The organism is Pseudomonas sp. R9.37, assembly GCF_963878885.1.
GTDB lineage: Bacteria > Pseudomonadota > Gammaproteobacteria > Pseudomonadales > Pseudomonadaceae > Aquipseudomonas.
Genome location: NZ_CAWNZA010000046.1, coordinates 397863 through 416512, shown reverse-complemented (window position 1 = coordinate 416512; position 18650 = coordinate 397863). Strand labels below are relative to the sequence as shown.

General features: G+C 62.6%; 13 protein-coding genes and 1 pseudogene. 5 read left to right on the top strand and 9 right to left on the bottom strand.

Features of this window, described 5'->3' with window-relative positions:
• Positions 1-23 precede the first annotated feature (23 nt).
• Positions 24-524, bottom strand: a complete 501-nt coding sequence (msrB, locus tag AACU78_RS23815) for a peptide-methionine (R)-S-oxide reductase MsrB (RefSeq protein ID WP_106578120.1) — start codon at positions 522-524, stop codon at positions 24-26.
• 316 nt (positions 525-840) lie between these two features.
• Here msrB and AACU78_RS23810 point away from each other — a divergent pair, with 316 nt between their 5' ends.
• Both AACU78_RS23810 and AACU78_RS23805 read left to right on the top strand, forming a co-directional pair.
• On the top strand, positions 841-1551 hold the full coding sequence (locus AACU78_RS23810; RefSeq protein ID WP_106578119.1) for a response regulator transcription factor: 711 nt from the start codon (positions 841-843) through the stop codon (positions 1549-1551).
• The gene (locus AACU78_RS23805) at positions 1548-3014 is read left to right on the top strand and encodes a sensor histidine kinase (RefSeq protein ID WP_106578118.1); all 1467 of its coding nucleotides are present in this window, start codon (positions 1548-1550) and stop codon (positions 3012-3014) included. Before AACU78_RS23810 ends, AACU78_RS23805 begins: the two co-directional genes overlap by 4 nt.
• Here AACU78_RS23805 and AACU78_RS23800 read toward each other — a convergent pair.
• On the bottom strand, positions 2977-3918 hold the full coding sequence (locus tag AACU78_RS23800; protein WP_106578117.1) for an alpha/beta fold hydrolase: 942 nt from the start codon (positions 3916-3918) through the stop codon (positions 2977-2979). The two genes, AACU78_RS23805 and AACU78_RS23800, sit on opposite strands and share 38 nt — an antisense overlap.
• Positions 3899-4858, bottom strand: a complete 960-nt coding sequence (locus tag AACU78_RS23795) for an AraC family transcriptional regulator (protein WP_106578116.1) — start codon at positions 4856-4858, stop codon at positions 3899-3901. Before AACU78_RS23795 ends, AACU78_RS23800 begins: the two co-directional genes overlap by 20 nt.
• A gap of 102 nt (positions 4859-4960) precedes the next feature.
• Between AACU78_RS23795 and AACU78_RS23790 the strand changes: the two are divergent.
• Positions 4961-5922: pseudogene (locus tag AACU78_RS23790) on the top strand (oxidoreductase).
• Here the strand turns inward: AACU78_RS23790 and AACU78_RS23785 are convergent.
• Together AACU78_RS23785 and AACU78_RS23780 are read right to left on the bottom strand one after the other, a co-directional pair.
• On the bottom strand, positions 5909-8173 hold the full coding sequence (locus AACU78_RS23785; protein ID WP_106578115.1) for an ATP-dependent DNA helicase: 2265 nt from the start codon (positions 8171-8173) through the stop codon (positions 5909-5911). The pseudogene AACU78_RS23790 and the gene AACU78_RS23785 overlap by 14 nt on opposite strands.
• A complete protein-coding gene (locus AACU78_RS23780; RefSeq protein WP_106578114.1) occupies positions 8170-9816 on the bottom strand; it encodes a VRR-NUC domain-containing protein in 1647 nt (548 codons plus the stop codon). Before AACU78_RS23780 ends, AACU78_RS23785 begins: the two co-directional genes overlap by 4 nt.
• Before the next feature lie 188 nt (positions 9817-10004).
• Here AACU78_RS23780 and AACU78_RS23775 point away from each other — a divergent pair, with 188 nt between their 5' ends.
• A complete protein-coding gene (locus tag AACU78_RS23775) occupies positions 10005-10229 on the top strand; it encodes a YgdI/YgdR family lipoprotein (RefSeq protein ID WP_106578113.1) in 225 nt (74 codons plus the stop codon).
• Positions 10230-10269: 40 nt separating this feature from the next.
• Here AACU78_RS23775 and AACU78_RS23770 read toward each other — a convergent pair whose 3' ends face one another.
• Entirely contained in the window at positions 10270-10434 is a 165-nt protein-coding gene (locus tag AACU78_RS23770) for a hypothetical protein (RefSeq protein WP_164487936.1), read from the bottom strand.
• Positions 10435-10624: 190 nt separating this feature from the next.
• Between AACU78_RS23770 and AACU78_RS23765 the strand changes: the two genes are divergently transcribed.
• The gene (locus AACU78_RS23765) at positions 10625-10894 is read left to right on the top strand and encodes a hypothetical protein (protein ID WP_106578112.1); all 270 of its coding nucleotides are present in this window, start codon (positions 10625-10627) and stop codon (positions 10892-10894) included.
• Between the two features lie 16 nt (positions 10895-10910).
• Here AACU78_RS23765 and AACU78_RS23760 read toward each other — a convergent pair whose 3' ends face one another.
• The 3 genes from AACU78_RS23760 to eprS all read right to left on the bottom strand — a co-directional run bounded on the left by AACU78_RS23760 (position 10911) and on the right by eprS (position 18650).
• Entirely contained in the window at positions 10911-12341 is a 1431-nt protein-coding gene (locus AACU78_RS23760; RefSeq protein ID WP_106578111.1) for a polyurethane esterase, read from the bottom strand.
• Positions 12342-12469: 128 nt separating this feature from the next.
• Complete coding sequence (locus AACU78_RS23755) at positions 12470-15577, bottom strand: autotransporter outer membrane beta-barrel domain-containing protein (protein ID WP_106578110.1); 3108 nt, start codon at positions 15575-15577, stop codon at positions 12470-12472.
• A gap of 115 nt (positions 15578-15692) precedes the next feature.
• The gene (gene eprS, locus AACU78_RS23750) at positions 15693-18650 is read right to left on the bottom strand and encodes an autotransporter serine peptidase EprS (protein WP_106578109.1); all 2958 of its coding nucleotides are present in this window, start codon (positions 18648-18650) and stop codon (positions 15693-15695) included.

Sequence of the window (18650 nt, the reverse complement as noted above, 5' to 3'; positions counted from 1 at the left end):
TATAAGTATTGATAAACATCGGCTTAAGCCGCCGTGAACGTCATGGCCGCGCCGTTCATGCAATAGCGTAGGCCGGTGGGTGCAGGGCCATCGTCGAAAACGTGCCCTTGGTGGCCACCACAGCGGCGGCAGTGAATCTCCTTGCGCACCACGCCAAAGGACGTGTCGACGTGGCTGGCGACCGCGTTGTCCAGTGGCTGCCAGAAGCTTGGCCAACCGGTGTGGCTTTCGAACTTGGTGGCCGAGGAGAACAAAGGCAGCGCACAGCCGGCGCAGGCGAAAGTGCCTGTGCGGTGCTCATCGTTGAGCGGGCTGGTGTAAGGCCGTTCGGTGCCCTCCTCGCGCAGAATGTCGAATTGCTCGGCGCTGAGCAGGCTGCGCCACTGGGCATCGGTATGGTTGACCTCGAAGGTTTCCGCGGCTTCGGCGTCGGTGACCAGGTTGAGCTGTTTGAGCAGGCCGCCGGCCAGGACGGCGACACCCAGGCCGCCGGTGGCTAGCAGTATTTGTCGGCGTGAATACATGGGATTTTCCTCATGGATGACTGGCGCTGATCGTGTGGCTGGAGGGTTTGGTGTGGCGAGCGGGCTTGCCCCGCGTTGGCGTGCGTAGCGCCCGCTTTTTTTGGGGCCGCTGCGCAGCCCGACGCGGGGCAAGCCCGCTCGCCACGGGGATCTGGCTCGTCATAAAAGCTTGTCTTGTCGTAACCGGCGCCTTTGCATTGAGGTGATCCTGGGCCATGGGCGGTCGCGAAATCCTCACGCAGAGTTAAACAATTCGTGATAACTACACTGTTGCAAAACCCGCACAATGCGCGAACTACAAGCGAAGGTTTTCAGCATGGATCAGCCCAAACGTGTCCTGGTGGTCGAGGACGATGCCCATATTGCCGACTTGATTTGCCTGCACCTGCGCGACGAGCAGTTTGAGGTGGTGCACAGCGCCGACGGCAATGAAGGCCTGCACCTGCTCGAACAGGGCGGCTGGGATGCGCTGATCCTCGACTTGATGCTGCCCGGCGTCGATGGCCTGGAGATCTGCCGGCGCGCCCGCGCCATGACGCGCTACACCCCGATCATCATCACCAGCGCGCGCTCCAGCGAGTTGCACCGCATCCTTGGGCTGGAGCTGGGCGCCGACGATTACCTGGCCAAGCCGTTTTCGATGCCCGAACTGGTCGCACGGGTCAAGGCGCTGCTGCGCCGCGTGGATGCAATGGCGCGCAATTTGAAAATGGACGCCGGCAGCCTCGACCTCGGCCAGCTGTTCATCAACCCGCTGACCCGCGACGCGACCCTGCAAGGCCAGCGCCTGGACCTCACGCCGCGCGAGTTTGACCTGCTGTATTTCTTCGCCCGCCAGCCGGGCAAGGTGTTTTCACGCATGGACCTGCTCAACGCGGTGTGGGGCTACAGCCACGAAGGCTATGAACACACCGTGAACACGCATATCAACCGGCTGCGCGCCAAAGTCGAAGCCGACCCGGCCAACCCGGTGCTCATCCTCACGGTGTGGGGCCGGGGCTACAAGTTTGCCGAGAATGCATCATGAAACTGACCCTGACCCAGCGCCTGTCGGTGGTGTTCGCCGTGCTGCTGGTGATCTGCAGCGGCACCTCGGCATGGCTGCAGGTGCGCTCCAACCGCATGCATGAGCTGGAAGTGGTGCAAGGCCTGTCGCGCGACCTGGCGGCGCATATTGCTCGCGACACTCAACTGATGGACGCCGACGGCCTCAAGCCCGAGGCAGTGCGCAACCTGTTCAGCCAGTTGATGCTGGTCAACCCGAGTGTCGAGGTGTACTTGCTCGATATTGACGGGCGTGTGGTCGGGAATGCCGCGCCCAGCGGGCACTTGCTGCGCGACAAGGTCGACCTCGCACCGGTGCGCCGATTCCTCAGCGGCGCGATGCTGCCGATCCTCGGCGATGACCCGCGCAGCGTCGATGGGCACAAGGTATTCAGCGCGGCGCCGCTCAAGGCCAACGGCCAGCAAACCGGCTTCCTGTACGTGGTGCTGCTGGGCGAAGCCCATGATGTGTACGACGCTAAAGACGCGACCGGCATGGCGCTGAAGATTGCCTTGTGGTCCATCGGGCTGGTCGCCCTGCTCTGCCTGTTGGCCGGCTTGATCGCCTTTGCCTGGATCACCCGACCGCTGCGTCAGCTCACCGACAAGGTGGGCCGGTTCGACATCGACGGCGCCCCCAAACCCACGCAAATCAATACCCCCGAACTCGACAGCGGCGATGAAATCGCGGTGCTCGACCATGCCTTCGTACAAATGGAAAACCGCCTGGGCGAACAATGGCGCGCCATCACCCATCAGGACCAGGAACGCCGGGAAATGGTCGCGAATATTTCCCATGACCTGCGCACGCCGTTGGCGTCGCTGCACGGCTATCTGGAAACCCTGTCCCTCAAGGACGCCAGCCTCAGCCCCGACGAGCGCCGCCGCTACCTGGGCATTGCCCTCGACCAAAGCCGCAAGGTGGGCGGGTTGGCCCAGTCAATGCTGGAGCTGGTGCGCCTGGAACATGGTTTTGTGCAGCCCGTGATCGAAGGCTTTTCCCTGCCCGACCTGGTGCAAGACATCTTCCAGAAATTCGAACTCACCGCCGAAGCCCGCTCAATCAACCTCATCGCCACCCTGCCGCCCCAGGTGCCGACAGTGCTGGCCGACCTCGGCTTGATCGAACGCGTGCTGACCAATCTGCTCGATAACGCCTTGCGCCACACACCGGTAAACGGTGAAGTCGAAGTGATCCTGTCACCCGAGGCCAACACTGTGGCGGTCACCGTCAGCGACAGCGGCCCAGGCATTGATGCCGAGCTGCGCGATGGCCTGTTCCTGCGCGCGTTCACCATCGGCGGCGCACGCCGCGATGGCGGCCTGGGCCTGCGCATCGTGCATCGCATCCTGCAACTGCACGGGCGCAGCATCCAACTGGTGGAGCGCCCAGGCCATGGGGCGACCTTCAGGTTCTCGCTAGAAACGCGAGCATCAGCGCGTTGACCCGCTCGGCCTGTTCGTTCTGGATCCAGTGACCGCAGTTGGCCAACACCTGCTGGTGCAGGTTGGGCACTGCGTCGGGCATGCGCTTGAGGGTGTGAGCTTCAAACACGCCGACCGGATCACGGTCGCCAATCAAGAATAATGTGGGTTGCAGCACGGGCTGGCCGGCGAGGAACTCGGTGCGCTGCCAATTGCGCTCAAAGTTGCGATACCAGTTCAGCGGGCCACGAAAACCGCACTTGCTGAAGGTGTGCACGTAAACGTCCATGTCCGCTTGAGTACACCACGTTGGCAATGCGCCGGGGGCCGAGACGCCGTCGAACAAAGTGGCGTTGGCTGGCTTTTTCTGCAGGAACACGTCCTGATCCTGCATGAACAGCCGCAACGTGCGTTCGATGTCGGCATCCAGCTCCCGCTCGGCTACGCCCGGTGCCTGAAAATACAGGATGTAGTTGAAGCGATCGGCGTACAGCTCGCGCATGATCTCGATCACCGGGCGCCGCGCACGTCCGGCAAACGGCACCGACATCGTGATCAAGCGGCTGACCCGCGCAGGCTCCAGTAACGCCAGATGCCAGGCCACCACGGCGCCCCAGTCGTGGCCGACCATCACCACCTGGTGATGACCGAAATGGTCCATGGCCTGCTGAATATCGGCGCACAAGGTCAGTAACTCGTAATCGGCGACCTCGGCAGGCGAACTCGATTCGCCGTAGCCGCGCATTTCGGGCGCGAACACCCGATACCCGGCGCCGGTCAGCGCGGGAATCTGCTCTCGCCAGGAGTGCCAGCACTCGGGAAACCCGTGCAGCAGCCAGATGGGCTGGCCTTGCTCGGGCCCGGCGATGTGGACGCTCAACTCAATACCGTTGACCTGAACCTTGTCATGCTGGATATCGCTCATCACGGGCTTCCTTGTGATCGATGGTGTGAAGGTTATGCAGGGAGCGCTCGCGGTATTCGCGTGGGGTGCACTTCATCTGACGCTTGAATGCGTTGCTGAAGGCGCTGTCCGACTGGTACCCCAACGCCTGGCCGATGCTGGACACACTGCTGCCGCAGGTGTTCAAGGCCTTTATCGCCAAGTGCATGCGCCAACGGGTCAGGTACTCCTGAGGGGCCATCCCGACCTGCTGCTTGAAGCGCAAGGCAAACGTCGAACGGGACTGATTGGCAATACCGGCCATGTCACTCAAGGTCCAACGCCGCGCCGGTGCGGCGTGTACTTGCGCAAGTACCGGTGCCAGCCGAGGGTTGGTCAACGCCGCCAACCAGCCTTGAGTGCTGGCACCCAGGGAAGATTGATAGAGCCGCAGGATTTGCACCAGCATCATTTGCGCCAAATGCTCGGTCATCAATGCCGCGCCGAGTCTTGGCCCTGCATATTCCAGGGCCAGCCGCTCCAGGCACCAGCGCAACACACCGGCCTGTTCGGACCTGGCGCTGATACGCACCACTGGCGGCAACCCATCGAGCAACAAACGCGCCTCATCGCCGTAGGTGAACAGCCCGCCAATCAGAAACAAATCCTGCGCGTCGCCCACGCGGGCGATGCCGCCCACCGCCTCGCGGTAAACGTCACGCGCGTCAACGCCCTCCGGTGCAAGGTTGCTGGACAATCTCCACGGGCGGTTGTGTGTCAGTAAAAAACAATCGCCCTCGCTCAAGGCGATGGGCACCGGCTCGCCCTCCACTTCCAACCAACAATTGCCCTCCACCACGGCATTGAACTTGATGCCCTGCGGCGCCGGAAAGTTCACCGCCCACGTGCCGCCGGCCTTCAAGCCCGCGAACAACGTGCGGTGGCTTTTCAAGAGGGCCAATACCTCGGAGAGCGTATCCATACTAAAAAGCTCCGGACGATCGCGATAGAAACACGGACTTTAGGGTATTCCGCGTCCGACCTTCAACGAAGAACATAGCTCTACCCCAAACGGAGAACCGCCATGACGCGCAAACAAGCTCCCCTCAACAGTGGTTTTGATGCCAGTACCACCGCGCTGCAAGCACTGGCCGCTAAAGACTTGCGCGCAATGACAGCCATCGTCACCGGTGGTTACTCCGGAATTGGCCTGGAGGCCACTCGCGCACTTGCAAGTGCCGGGCACAGGTGATCGTCCCGGCGCGTGATGTGCAAAAGGCGCAGCGCAATCTGCACGGCATACAGGGCGTTGAACACGCCCGCCTGGACCTGATCGACGCGGCGTCAATTGAGCGCTTTGCCCAAGGGTTTATTGCGTCCGGGCGGCCATTGGACCTGCTGATCAATAGCGCCGGAATCATGGCCACGCCGTTGCACAGAAGCGCCGCCGGCCTGGAGGCACAGTTCGCCACCAACCACCTCGGCCACTTTCAACTGACCGCCCGGCTGTGGCCGTCCTTGTGCAAGGCTAACGGTGCGCGCGTAGTGTCGGTGTCGTCTCTGGGTCATCGCCTGAGCCCCCTTCATTTCGAAGACCCGCAGTTTGAACGGCGCGCTTATGACAAATGGCTGGCCTACGGGCAATCAAAAACCGCCAACGCACTGTTTGCGGTGGCGCTGGACACACGTGGCGAGGCCCACCACGTGCGTGCCTTTTCAGTGCACCCCGGCGAAATTCTTACTGACCTGGTTCGCTATCTGGACAAAAAGGACTTGGCGTTCGTCGGCGCGCTGGATGAACACGGCACTGTGCGTGCGGCCAGCCATTACAAAAGCCCCGCACAAGGCGCCGCGACGCTGGTGTGGTGTGGCGTCAGCCCGCAACTTGACGGCATGGGCGGCCTGTACTGCGAGGACTGTGAAGTCGCCACGCCCACTCAAGATCACACCCAGCGCAGCGGCGTTCACGCCTGGGCCATCGATCCGGAGCAAGCCGAAAAGCTCTGGGCGCTGAGCGAACAACTGAGCGGCATCACGCTTGAGTGACGGGCGCCCACCAGCGCGGCAACAATTGGCGAACGCGCGCTTCGCCAAAGCGGTCGTCAATCAACATCACCACGCCCTCATCCTGCTGGCTGCGAATCACGCGCCCCGCCGCCTGCACCACTTTCTGAATGCCGGGGTACAGGTAGGTGTAGTCGTAACCGGAGCCGAAAATCGACGCCATGCGCGCTTTCATCTGTTCGTTGATCGGGTTCAGTTGCGGCAAACCCAGGGTGGCGATGAAGGCGCCAATCAAGCGTGCGCCAGGCAAATCAATGCCTTCGCCAAACGCACCGCCCAGCACGGCAAAGCCGATGCCTTGGCTGTGCTGGGTAAACTGGTTGAGAAAACCCTGGCGTTCGGCCTCGGCCATGCCGCGTGACTGCAACCACAGCGCCACTTGCGGGTGGCGCTCGGCCATTAACTGCGCCACCTGTTGCAGGTAATCGAAGCTTGAGAAAAACGCCAGGTAGTTGCCGGGCCGTTGCGCGAATTGCCCGGCGATGAGCTCCACGATGGGTTCCAGCGAAGCTTGGCGGTGCACAAACCGTGTGGAGATCGCATCGACGATACGCACCTGCAATTGCTCGGCCTTGAACGGCGATTCCACGTCGATCCACGCGGTATCCGCCGGCAAGCCGAGCAAGTCGGCGTAATAGTGGCGTGGGCTCAGGGTCGCGGAAAACAGCACGCTGCTGCGCGCGGCGGTCAGCCTGGGCCGAATGAATTCGGCCGGCACCACATTGCGCAGGCACAGGGTTGAAGCACTGCGCTTGCCACCGAACTGGCGCTTGCTGATATCAAAGATGAAGTGTTCGTTGAACAGTTCGGCAACTTTGGAAAATTGCAGCGCTTCGAAATAAAACGCCTGCAGGTCGCCGCTGAGGGCTTCGGGGTGATCGTTGAAGTAGTCGCCCAGGGCGCTGGCGCAGAGGCTCAGCGCCTGCAGCAGTTTTTCGGGTTTGTTGGCGTAGGCCTGGTACGGCGCGAGCTGGTCCTTGTGCAGGGCGTTCCATTCGCGGTTCAGGCGTTGCAAGGGTTTCTTCAGCGGCTCGGGTGCGCTGTCGCGCAGGGTCTTGAGGCTGTATTGGTCGAGGCTGGCGCTGTACATCGAACGCGCGCGCTCTACCAGGTTGTGGGCTTCGTCCACCAGCACGGCGGCGCGCCATTGGTTCAACTGGGCCAGGCCGAACAGCATGGCGCCAAAGTCGAAATAGTAGTTGTAGTCGGCCACCACCAGGTCGGTCCAGCGCGCCATTTCCTGGCTCAGGTAATACGGGCAAACGTCATGGGCCAGCGCCACGTCGCGCAGGTTGCGCTGGTCCAGCAGGCGCACCTTGGACGCGGCCGTGCGCGCGGCCGGCAGACGATCGTAAAAGCCTTTGGCCAAGGGGCAGGAATCGCCATGGCAGGCTTTGTCCAGGTGTTCGCAGGCCTTGTCCCGCGCCACCAGTTCGAGCACGCGCACGGGCAAATCAGGGCTGCTGTCGTAGAGGACTTGGGCGGCGTCCAGGGCCAGCTTGCGGCCCGGCGTCTTGGCGGTAAGAAAAAACACCTTGTCCAGCTGCTGCGGCGCCAGGGCCTTGAGCAGCGGAAAGATCGTGCCGACGGTTTTGCCGATGCCAGTGGGCGCCTGCGCCATCAGGCAACGTCCGGTACTGACGGCTTTGTAGACCGACTCTGCCAGGGCGCGCTGGCCGGGGCGAAAGTCGGCGTGGGGGAACGCCAGGCGCTGGGCGGCGCTATTGCGCGCGTCGCGGTGCTGCATTTCCAGTTGGGCCCAGCCCAGGAACAACGCGCACTGTTGGTTGAAGAACCGTTCAAGGTCGGCCGCTTCAAAGCGCTGGTTGAGCAGGGTTTCGCCCTCGCCGACGATGTCGAAGTACACCAGCGCCAGGTCGATCTCTTGCAGGCCAAGCTTCTGGCACATCAACCAGCCGTATACCTTGACCTGCGCCCAATGCAGTTGACGGTGGTTGGTGGGCTGGGCGTCGAGGTCGCCGCGATAGGTTTTCACTTCTTCCAGGCGATTGCTGTCCGGGTCGTAGCCGTCCGCCCTGCCCCGTACTGTGAGCTGTTGGTATTCGCCTTCCAGCGCGACTTCGTTCTGGTAGTGCGCGCTGCGCCGCGACGCCACGGTGCGGTGGCCGACGATACCTTCCTGGGCGCTGGGCGACGGCGTGAAGCGCAGGTCGAGGTCGCCGACCTTGGCCGTGAATTCACACAGCGCACGCACCGCAACGCTGTAGCTCAAGCTGACTGCGCCCAGCGCACATAACAGACGGTGACCGGCATCTGGTACTCGCCACAGAACTCCAGCCAGCGCAGCTGGTTATCCTGCAGGCGGTCGCCGGGGCCCTTGACCTCGATCATCCGGTAAGTCTTTTGGGCGGGCCAGAACTGGATCAGGTCCGGCATGCCGGCGCGGTTGGCGCGGATGTCCAGCAGCAAGCGTTCAAACCAGTAGCGCAGGTGTTCGGCGGGCAAGCAGTCCAATGCTTGCTGCAACAGGTCTTCACTGAGCAGGTTCCAGAACACAAAAGGCGACTGGATGCCCCATTTGTCGACGTAACGCTGGCGGATGGTGGCCTTGTAACGCTCATCGCCAAGCTGCTCGAAACACGCCGCGAACAACGGCGCGCGGCGCTGATGGAAATCCTCACTGTGCAAGTCCACCGGCCCGCGCTGGAACGGGTGGAAAAACGAGCCGGGCAGCGGTGCAAAAATCGCCTCCCAGCACAACAGACCGAACAGGGAGTTGATCAGGCCATTCTCGACGTAATGCACCGGCGCATCGGGCTCACTGAGGTGCGCCTGCACGCAGTACTCCACTGACATCAGCGGCTGCGGCACCTCCAGCGCCAGATCCAGACGCGTGACGGGCCGCGGCTTGGCCTTGGGCAACGCCGGCTCCCCCAGCTTGCGCCGCAGGCGTGGCAGCACGCGCAGCAGGTGTTGCTGTTCGGCGGCGCTTTCCGGAGCCTGTTGCGCGGCGCACGCCAGGGCCATGGCTTGCGGGTAATCCTCCTGGCGCTCCAGCACGCGAATCAGGCGTGAGCGGGCGCCGGGATAGGCGCATTGGCGGTAAATCCGTTGCGCCAGGTCCAGTTCGGCGCTGCGTTCGCAGTACTGGCCGATCTGGAACAACAGCTTGGCGCGACGCTTTTCCAGCCACGGGTTATCGGTGCACAGCGTAGCGATTTGCGCGAGTACGCCGTCCAGTGCCTCCCCCGCTTCAAAGGCCTGCTGGCATTGATGCAGAAATAGAAAACCGACGACGTCGTCACGGGTGCGCAGGCCGCGGGACTCGGCGCAGAACTCGACTTTTTCGTAGGTGTAGATGCCAAGGTCGGCCAGCACGAACTCTGACCAGTCCTGGTGCAGATTGCCAAAGAACATCAGGCGCAAGCGGTCGCACAGGTCCATCACAGTGAGGCTGTACAGTGCATCGCTCAGGTCCGGGCACCACTGGGCAAAGCTGCGCTGCTGCGTAAAATGCTGCGTCAGTGGCGCCAGCCAGTCGGCTTTCTTGGCTTTGGGTTGATCAATCCAGGGTTTGAAGGCAGCAAGGACTTCGCCTTTTTGCAGCACGGCGAACAGCTCTTCAACGCACAGCGCGCCTTGATCATCGACCCAACCCTGCTCAATCAGCGCCAGGGCGGCCGAACGTGTGCAACCAATCTCGAGGTAATTGAGCTTGCTTGCGCGAAAATGCACGCCCTTGCGCATGACCATGCGCACCAGCAGCGCCTGTGACGCTTGCGGCAACCTGTCAAATTGCTGAATGAAATGCTGTTCGTCCGCATCAAGCAAATCTGCATAGCGCTGCACCAGCCAATGCAGGACTTGGCGGAAGTTGTGCAGGTAATACAAGGGATTTTCGAGGGGGTTGGCCATGTCGCGCGCTGATCAAATACTGGTTATGCATACAGAGTGCCGTCGCACACCCGTTGTTGCAATCGGTAATAGATAAATGGCGCACGCAACTTTTCTAATAAAAAGGATCAGATAGCTCAGTTGATGGCGTAACATTTACGGCCCGCACCCATAGGCTGCGGGACTTTTCAGGGTTAAAGGTAAGGGTTATGAACATGAAGAATTTGGGTCTGCCGCTGGTTGCACTCACTTTTCTGCTTTTGGCCGGTTGCTCAACGCAAACCGTGGTGACATTGCAAAATGGTACGCAGTATCTGACCAAGGACACCCCTAAAACCAAGACGGCCGACGGCTTCTACGAGTTCACCGACATCGCTGGCAAGCATGTGCGCGTCAAGGCCGATGACGTAGCGACGGTACGCAAGGAAAACTGATAAAAAAAGCCCCGCAGATGCGGGGCTTTTTGTTGCAGGTTCAGTATCGGTAGTACGGGTGGTAATACGGGTGATAGTAGGGATGGTAATAGTACGAGTGGTAGTACGGCCGGTAGCAGCATGGGCCCGGATAGGCCGGGTACACCGCACACCCGCCCAACCCCAGCAGTACCAAGGCGCACAGCAGCAATCGAAGTCGGGACATGCTCAGCTCCTCACATGACGCGCGAAACATCTCGCAGGTGCTGATTAAACGCGTCAGGCGCACGTAATCCGTCGCAAGGCCGCGCCGCTGATCAATGAAGATTTATTTACCGAAGGATTTTCCCCGCCTGGGCGTTTAACCGATAAGCCGCTTTTATTTTCGAACGCGGCACAACGGAGGAACGACGGCCATGGCACTCATGTCCCGCACGGTACGCGCTCTTTTACTGATTCCCCTGACCCTGGCGACCCTGGCCTGCGCGCCAGCATTCGCCGACACCCTCATCATTCGCCAGCCACCGCGGGTGATCGTGGTGCAACCACCGCCACCGGTCTATTACGGGCATTGGGGCTATGCGCCACGCCCTTACTACTACCCACATCACTATTACGGTTATGGCTATGGCTACCCCCACCGGCCCAATTGGGGCGGTGGCTGGCGGGGGCAGCACTGGCACTGATCGGTTGCGTGAGTAATCAGCCGATCACCACGCCCTCCGTCCACAGTCCGCCATGCCCCACGCCGACCAGCGTCACCGAGTCGGCCCCAAACGTAAGCACCGTATCGGCGCCGACCACCTTCGCGTGGTCACGCAGGTCGGTGCTGCCTTGCACGTCCTTGAACACCAGTTTGTCGGTGGGCTGGTAGCCAATCACGCGATCATTGCCAAAGTGGCCGCTGAACAAAAAGGTGTTGTGCCCGCTGTTGTCGCGGATCGTGTCGTTGCCTTTGCCACCCTCGATAAAGTCCGCACCGTTGCCGCCCTGGATCAGGTCGTTGCCGTCGCTGCCGATGATGAACGTGTTGCCCTTGTGGGGCTCGGCATTGCGGTTGAGGTCCTGCACCCAGGTGGTGGCCCGCGCCGGATCGGACAGGTTGGCAACAATCACCGTGGAGTCACGGGTCATCTGGTCGTAGAAGCCGGACTCGAGGATGCGCGTCATGCCATCGCCGTACGCCGTCGGCAAATGCGAGACCCAGGTGGGCAGGTTGACGATGGAAAACGGCAGCACATTCCACAGCGTCGAAGCGTAGTGGTCGTTGAAGCTGACGATGTTATCGGTGGTGGACTCGTGGGGCTTGTCGTGCACGCCCAGCGACGACAGGTTAAACGACGAGCCGTCCAGCGCGCGGAACACCGGGTCGTTTTCGTAACCGATATTGAGCACCTTGTCGCCGGCACTCTGGGTCGGCGAGGCATAGGCAACATAGTTGGCGTCCTTGTAGAAACCCGCCCATTTGTTGTTGCTCAAGTCCGCCATGCTGTTGACCGCCAGCCCGCCCAGGCTGTGGCCGCTGACCACCACGTCCTTGCCGGTCAGGCCATGGGCACCGGCGTAGTCGGCAACATTCTTGAGCAAGCCGCCGAAGGCTTCGCCGGCGTAGTTTTTCGCGTAATCCTTGGGCCCCAGGGCCGCGAGCAGATCGCTGATCAAGTCGCCGATCGAGTCGCTGATCAAGGTTTCCCGTGGCCCCGAAGTGCCACGAAAACCGATGCCGATTTCGAGCAGCTTGCCGGCGTCATCGTACTTGCCGAGTACCTCGACCTGGGCCGTGGTGTAGCCGGCTTTTTCCCCGAAGAAGGTGCCACGTGCATCGACCTTGCCGGCGTAGCCCAGGGCACTGGCGCTGATCGGTGTCCAACCGGCTTTCTGCACCGCCTCGAGGGCGGCTTTTTCCGAATCCGGATTCCACGGGATGCCAGGGATCACGCCCTGGGAATCCGTGCTGCCGAGCAGCGCACCGACCAGCGTGGCCGGTAGCCCCAAGCCCAACCCGTTGTGCTGGTAGCCCACAGCAAAGCCGTTATCCAGGTTGTGATAGGAATACAACGTGATCGCCATGGCATCGGCGAACAACGTTTTGGAACCCTCGGTGCCAAGGTTTTTATAGTCAAAGATACCCATGGTAGTGCCTCTCTGTTGTTGGATTTGTAGAGAAAGCGAAAACACGTTTCAGCGACGGGCCAGGGGTCCGGTGGGAGCTGGCGTGCACCCACCGGACACCTGGCCCGCATGCAAAGGTTATGAAACCTTTAGAACGCCCAGTCGAGGCTCAGCCCCACACCGTGCACTTTGTCCTTGCTGGCCAGCAGGCCGTTGTAGTCAAAGTTCACCCGCGCCTCTTTGCTCAAGGCCAGGCTCACCCGCGCGCCCACCAGCGCGGCATCGCGCACCATCGGCGCGCTTTCGACCGCGAACGACGGGCTGCCCGACGCGAACGCCAGGTGCTGCTCGGAATCAGTGCTGCTCAGGTTGTGCTGCCAGCCCAGGGTGCCGGACACCTCCAGTTGCTGGTGATCGTTCACATTGAAGGTCTTCAATGCACGCATGCCCAGGGTGCTCAACACCACATCGCGGCTGTCGTCGTGGCCTTTGAGCGCGGCGGCATCGCCTTTTTCGGTAAAGCCGTCGGTGTCCAGGTGCACGTAAGCCAGGTTGGCGAACGGCTCCAGGGCCAGCGGTTGCAGATTGACGCGGTAAGCTGCTTCGCCAAACACCTGCGTGCTGCTCGCGTCCACTTTGACTTTCTGCTTGCCGGCCACATCACCGTACTGCAGGTCGCGCTTCACATCGGCGCGATGCCAGCTGTAGGTCGCTCCCCCGCTCAAGCGCAAGGCACCGATCTCATGCCCGGCGTAGGCGCCAAAGTGGTAGCTGTCGACCGAGGCACGTGAGTGGGTGTCGTTGCCCATGTTCAACGAGGTGTCGCTGTAGCCGGCGACCAGACCGATCCGGGTCGCCTCGTCCAACGCACCGTCAACGCCCACAAGCATGCCGCCCAGCGACGTGGTGTAGCCCGCCGTGTCGCTGCGGCTGTCGGTTTTGCCCCAGGCGCCCAGGGCCTTGACCCACACGTTGCCACGGCTGTCGAGGGTTTCGCTGGTAGCGCCCATCTCGCCATTGCGCAAGCGCTCGCCCACGGCTTCACGCACGTAGCGGCTGTCGTTGACCAGCGCGCTCTGCAACGCCGGGTAGATTTCGCCGGACAGTTGCTGGAACGCGCCCTGCGCCGAGGCCGCCGTCGGCGCCAGCAACAGGCTTTCATACACCGCGTTGCCCGCGCCCAACTGGTCTGCCGCCGCGGCGACCGCACGTTGGTTGGGCGTGACGGCCACACTGGCGAAGCTGTTGGTACGCGCCACATCCAACTGCACACCGTTGGCGGCATAGTTCAACGTGCCACCGATAAACAGGTAGTTGGGCAGAACCGCACCGAAGCTACCGGTAACCCCACCCGCGGCTTGCAGGATGTTGTACTGGCGACCGATCAGGCTCTGGGCCTGCGCGTTTGTCAGCAGTGTCGGGCTGTTTTCCAGGGCCAGGGTCACGGTGCCGCCATTGAGTGTGGCCGTGCCACCGGCGACGATGCGATCGCTGCTGGTCGGCGACAACTCGACCGCATAGGTCGAGCCCGCGTCGAAGGTGACATTGCCAGCCACATTCAGCGTGCCGATGGAATTACCCGGCGCCACGGTGCCGCCGCTTTTCGCGGACAGCGAGCCAATACGCCCCGAGCCACCGACCACGCCGCTCTGGCTGACGGTGACGTCGGAGGTGACCGAGCCATTGATCGCCAGCAAGCCCTGATTGACCAGGGTCGGGCCGCTGTAGGTGTTGTTGCCGGTCAGCACCAGTGCACCGATGCCCTGCTTGGTCAGGCCGCCGTGGCCGGAGATGTTGTTGCTCCACACGTCCAGCCCGCAGTGCACGTCGGTGCACAGACGCTGGGTCGGTTTGCCGGCATCCACCACAGCGCCGATCCCTGGCAAATTCGCCACGAACTGCCCGTTGCCATACGCACCGTCGATGCGAAACTCGGCCGGGATATCAGCGCCGGTAATGAACATTCCCGGGCCGTTGACCGCCTTGCCCAGGTTGATCATGCCCCAGCCGTACAGCGCGTCGATGCCTGGCGCGCCGAGGTCGGTGGCGGTGGTTTTGAGCACGGTGGAGACCTGATCGCCGCTCATGTACGGGAAGCGTTCCATCAACACCGCCGCAGCGCCGGCCACGTGGGGTGCGGCCATGGAAGTGCCATTTTTATTGGCCCAGTCGGTGGTGAGGTTTGACAGATCGGTGCCATTGATGATCGAGCTGAAGATCTTGGTGCCCGGCGCCGACACGCAAAAGCTTGCCGCATACCCGCAGCGCGACGAGAACGTACTGATCACATAAGGATCGGCGCTGGCGGTGTCCGGGTTTTGCTGCAAGGCCGCCACCGACAGCCAGTTTGGCGCAATGTCCGGCACGAAGTAGGCCAGGCCCGACATCGCATCCGGGTTGTTGCGGTTGTAGTCGTTACCGGCGGCAAAGATGGTCAGCACGCCGCTGCGGGCCGCGTCGATTGCGCCTTGATAAGCCCCGCCGGCAAGCGTGCCGAGGATCGGCCGGATAACGTTGAACTGCGCCTGCGCTTCATTGGCCGTGAAGTTGGGGAATGCCGGATCGCGGCCGCCCTTGGCGTACTGGTCACCGATACCGATGCCCCAACTGTTGTTGATGATGCGCGCGCCATTGGCGACCAGCCCATCCCAACCGGCTTTGTACACCGCGCCGTCGTTGCCGAGGATGATCCCGTCTTCCGGGCCCGGGTCGCCGTTTTCGGCGCTGAGGATTTGCGCATTAAACGCCACGCCATGCATCGGCCCACCATCGCGATTACCCGCGGCAATGCCGCCGACGTGGGTGCCGTGGTTACCCAGCTTGCCGTTGGAGTCTTTGGATGGCGTGCCGTCATAACGGAACGCATCGCCCGCCTTCACCGGAATGTAGGGGTCGGTGTATTGGCGAATGCCTTCGGTGACAATGGTCACCACCTTGCCGGGGCTGTCGAATTCCGGGTGCTGCGCGTACACCGGCTGGTCGAAGATCCCCAGCTTGACGCCCTTGCCGGTGTAGCCCGCGGCGTAGGCGGCATCTGCGTGCACCGCGCCCAAGCCCCAGTCGGCCTTGAATTCATTGCTGCGCCAACTGGCCGCGTCGCCCAGCTTGCCCGCTTCCACATAGGGTGCGGCCTGGGCGGTTCCCAGGCTTGCCAGGCAGCACAGCAACGCGCCGTATGGCACGCAGCTCAAGGCCTTGAGCGGGTAGCCCGGGCCGGTGTGAGTGGCGGTGATTAACCCTGACTTGCGTTTGTTCACGGTGACCTTCCTTAGTTTTCTTATTGCCGGTATGTGAATCGCTTTTCTGCAGCGTCGCCTGTCTAACGTGGGCGCTGGCGGGCCAGCGCCCACAGTTCTTGACCTGCGTTGCTCTTTAGAACTGCCAGTTGAGGCTCAGCCCCACGCCCTGGGTTTTCTCGCGGCCACCCAACTGGCCGTTGTAATCCAGGTTGACCCGTGTGGTCGGGCTCAACGCCAGGCTGGCCTGCACGCCAACCAGCGCCGCGTCACGTAGCAACGGCGAACTGCGCACGGCAAATGACGGCCCGCCGGCAACAAACGCCAAGTGTTCTTCGGATTCCACCGCCGTGAGGCTGTGCTGCCAGCCCAGCGAACCGAACAGTTCCAGTCGCTGATGGTCATTCAAAGGCAAGGTTTTCAACGCGCGAAGGCCCAGGGTGCTGAGCACCGCATCACGCCGGTCACTGCCACGCTCCAGGGCCGCGGCGTCGCCTTTTTCGTGGAATGAGTCACTGTCCAGGTGCACGTACGCCAGGTTGGCGAACGGCTCCAGCGCCAGCGGTTGCAGGTGAATGCGGTACGCCGCCTCGGTAAACAGCTGCGCCGTGCGCGCATCCAGCTTGGTCTTTTGCTTGCCGCTGACGTCGCCGTATTGCAGGTCGCGTTTTACATCACCGCGATGCCAGCTGTAGGCGCCGCCGACGCTCACGCGCCAGTCACCCAGTTCCCGCCCGGCATACGCACCGAAGTGGTAACTGTCGATGGACGCCGATGAGTGCGTGCCATTGCCCAGGTTCAAGGAGCTGTCGCTGTAGCCAGCCACCACACCCACGCGGGTCTGCTCGTCCAACGCACCGTCCACACCGGCCAGCAAGCCACCGATCGAGGTGGTCGAGCCTGCGGTTTCGCTGCGGCTGTCAGCCTTGCCCCAGGCGCCGAGGGCTTTGAGCCACAGGTTACTTTCGCCGCTCACCGGTACATGGCGCAGCCGCTCACCCACAGCCTCACGCAGCTGCAGGCTGTCGTTGATCAGCATCGCGCCAATCGCTGGATAGACCTCGCCGGACAGTTGCTGCAAGCCTTGCCGAGCGGTTGCCACGGAATCGGACTGCAACAGGCTTTCATACACCGGGTTGCCCGCGCCCAGTTGCTCGGCAGCGGCGGCGACAGCGCGCTGGTTACGGTTGGCGGCAACGCTGGCAAAGGTCGCACCGTTGCGTCCCACGTCCAGTTGCACGCCGTTGGCCGCATAGTCGAGGGTGCCGCCGAGGAACAGGTAGTTGGGCAGCACTTGGCCAAACTGCCCCTGGATGCCGCCCGCCGCCTGCAGGATGGTGTATTGGCGGCCGATCAGGCTTTGCACCTGGCTCTGGCTCAGCAATGTCGGGCTGTTTTCCAGCGCCAGGGTGACGGTGCCGCCGCCCAGTACGGCTTTGCCACCGGCGACAATGCGGTCGCTGCTGGTCGGGGTCAGTTCCACCGCATAGGTGGAGCCCGCGCCCAGGTTCACATCGCCCGCCACCTGCAAGGTGCCGACCGAATTACCCGGTGCCACGGTGCCGCCGCTGTTCACCGCCAAGGCGCCGATGCGCCCGGAGCCGCCGAGGGTGCCGCTGTCGTTCACCGTCACTGCCGAGGTCAGCGAGCCGTTTACCGCCAGCAGGCCGCCATTGACGCTGGTCGCGCCGCGGTAGGTGCTGTCGCCGCTGAGCAACAAACTGCCGGCGCCGGATTTGATCAGGCTGCCTTCATACACGCGGTTCGCGGCGGCTTGATCACGGGCGGTGCCGATCGCGTAGTCGGTCTGGTCCTGCTGGCTGGCAGTTGCGCCCACGCCGTTTTGCCAGCCCTTGTCGATCAGGGTTTGCTGCCAGGCCGTGTGCTCGGCGCGGTCTTCGGCCTGGCGCTGGAGCAACGCCTGGTCGGTGATGCCGTTGCTCCACACATCGCCCTGCCCGGCCGCCAGGTTGACGTTCATCGAGCCGAGCAATTGCCCCGGCCCGTGCATCGCCCGGCCCAGGTCCGGCACGCCCCAGCCCACGGTGGTATTGGGTGCCTGAGTGATCGAGCCGTCGAGTTGCGTGGCGGTGGTCAACAGCACCTGCAACGCCTGCTCATTGTTCAGGTACGGGTAGCGTTCCATCACCAGCGCCAAGGCGCCGGTGGCGTGCGGCGCCGACATCGATGTGCCGGACTTGACCCCATAACCGCCGCCGGGCACGGTGCTGTTGATCAGCGCGCCCGGGGTGGAAATACACCAGTATTTGGCGATGCCGCACTTGTTGTATTTCTGGTTATTCGCCTTGTCCAGGCCCGACACGGCCAGCCAGTGGCCTTCCAGCTCCGGCTGGAAATAGGGCAGCGCCGAACGCACGCTGGCATTCGCGTAACCACTGTTGCCGGCGCTGAACACATTGATCACGCCGGCCTTGGCCACATCCGCTGCCGCATCCAGCCAGGTGCCCTGGTTGTAATGCTGGGCGTAGGCGGCGTGCAGGCTGTCGAGGGTCTGGTAGCTGACGTCCGGCGGCTGGCTGCCCCAGCTGTTATTGATGGCGCGCACGCCGGAATCCACCAACGCGGCGTACACCGCCTTGAAGTATTTGGGGTCCGGGGTCGGGCCAAACAGGAAGCTGTCGTTGGCGTTGGTATTGCCCACATAGACTTGCGCGTTGTACGCCACGCCATGCATGCCCACGCCATCGCGCGCCGCGCCCATGGTGCCGGTGACGTGGGTGCCGTGGGAGTCGTTGTTGGGGTTGAGCGCGCCGGTGGTGCTGAACGCGCTGCCATTGACGTAAGTGCCGGTGGCCGTGACCGGGTGGAAGCGGTCTTTGGAGGCTTCCGGGTGATCGGTATCGAACCCGGAGTCCAGCGCGCCGATTTTTACCCCGCTGCCGCTGATCCCGGCGGCGTAGGCCTCATTCGCCTTCATGCGGTCCAGGCCCCAGTCACTCTGGAACTCGGCCGAACGCCAGCTGGCGGGGTTACCCAGTAAACCGGTCTCGGTGTATTGCGCCTGTGCCGCAACGGACAACAGCAGCAAGGAACCTGCGGTAAAGGGTTTGAAGCGTGATGAATCGGTGATCAT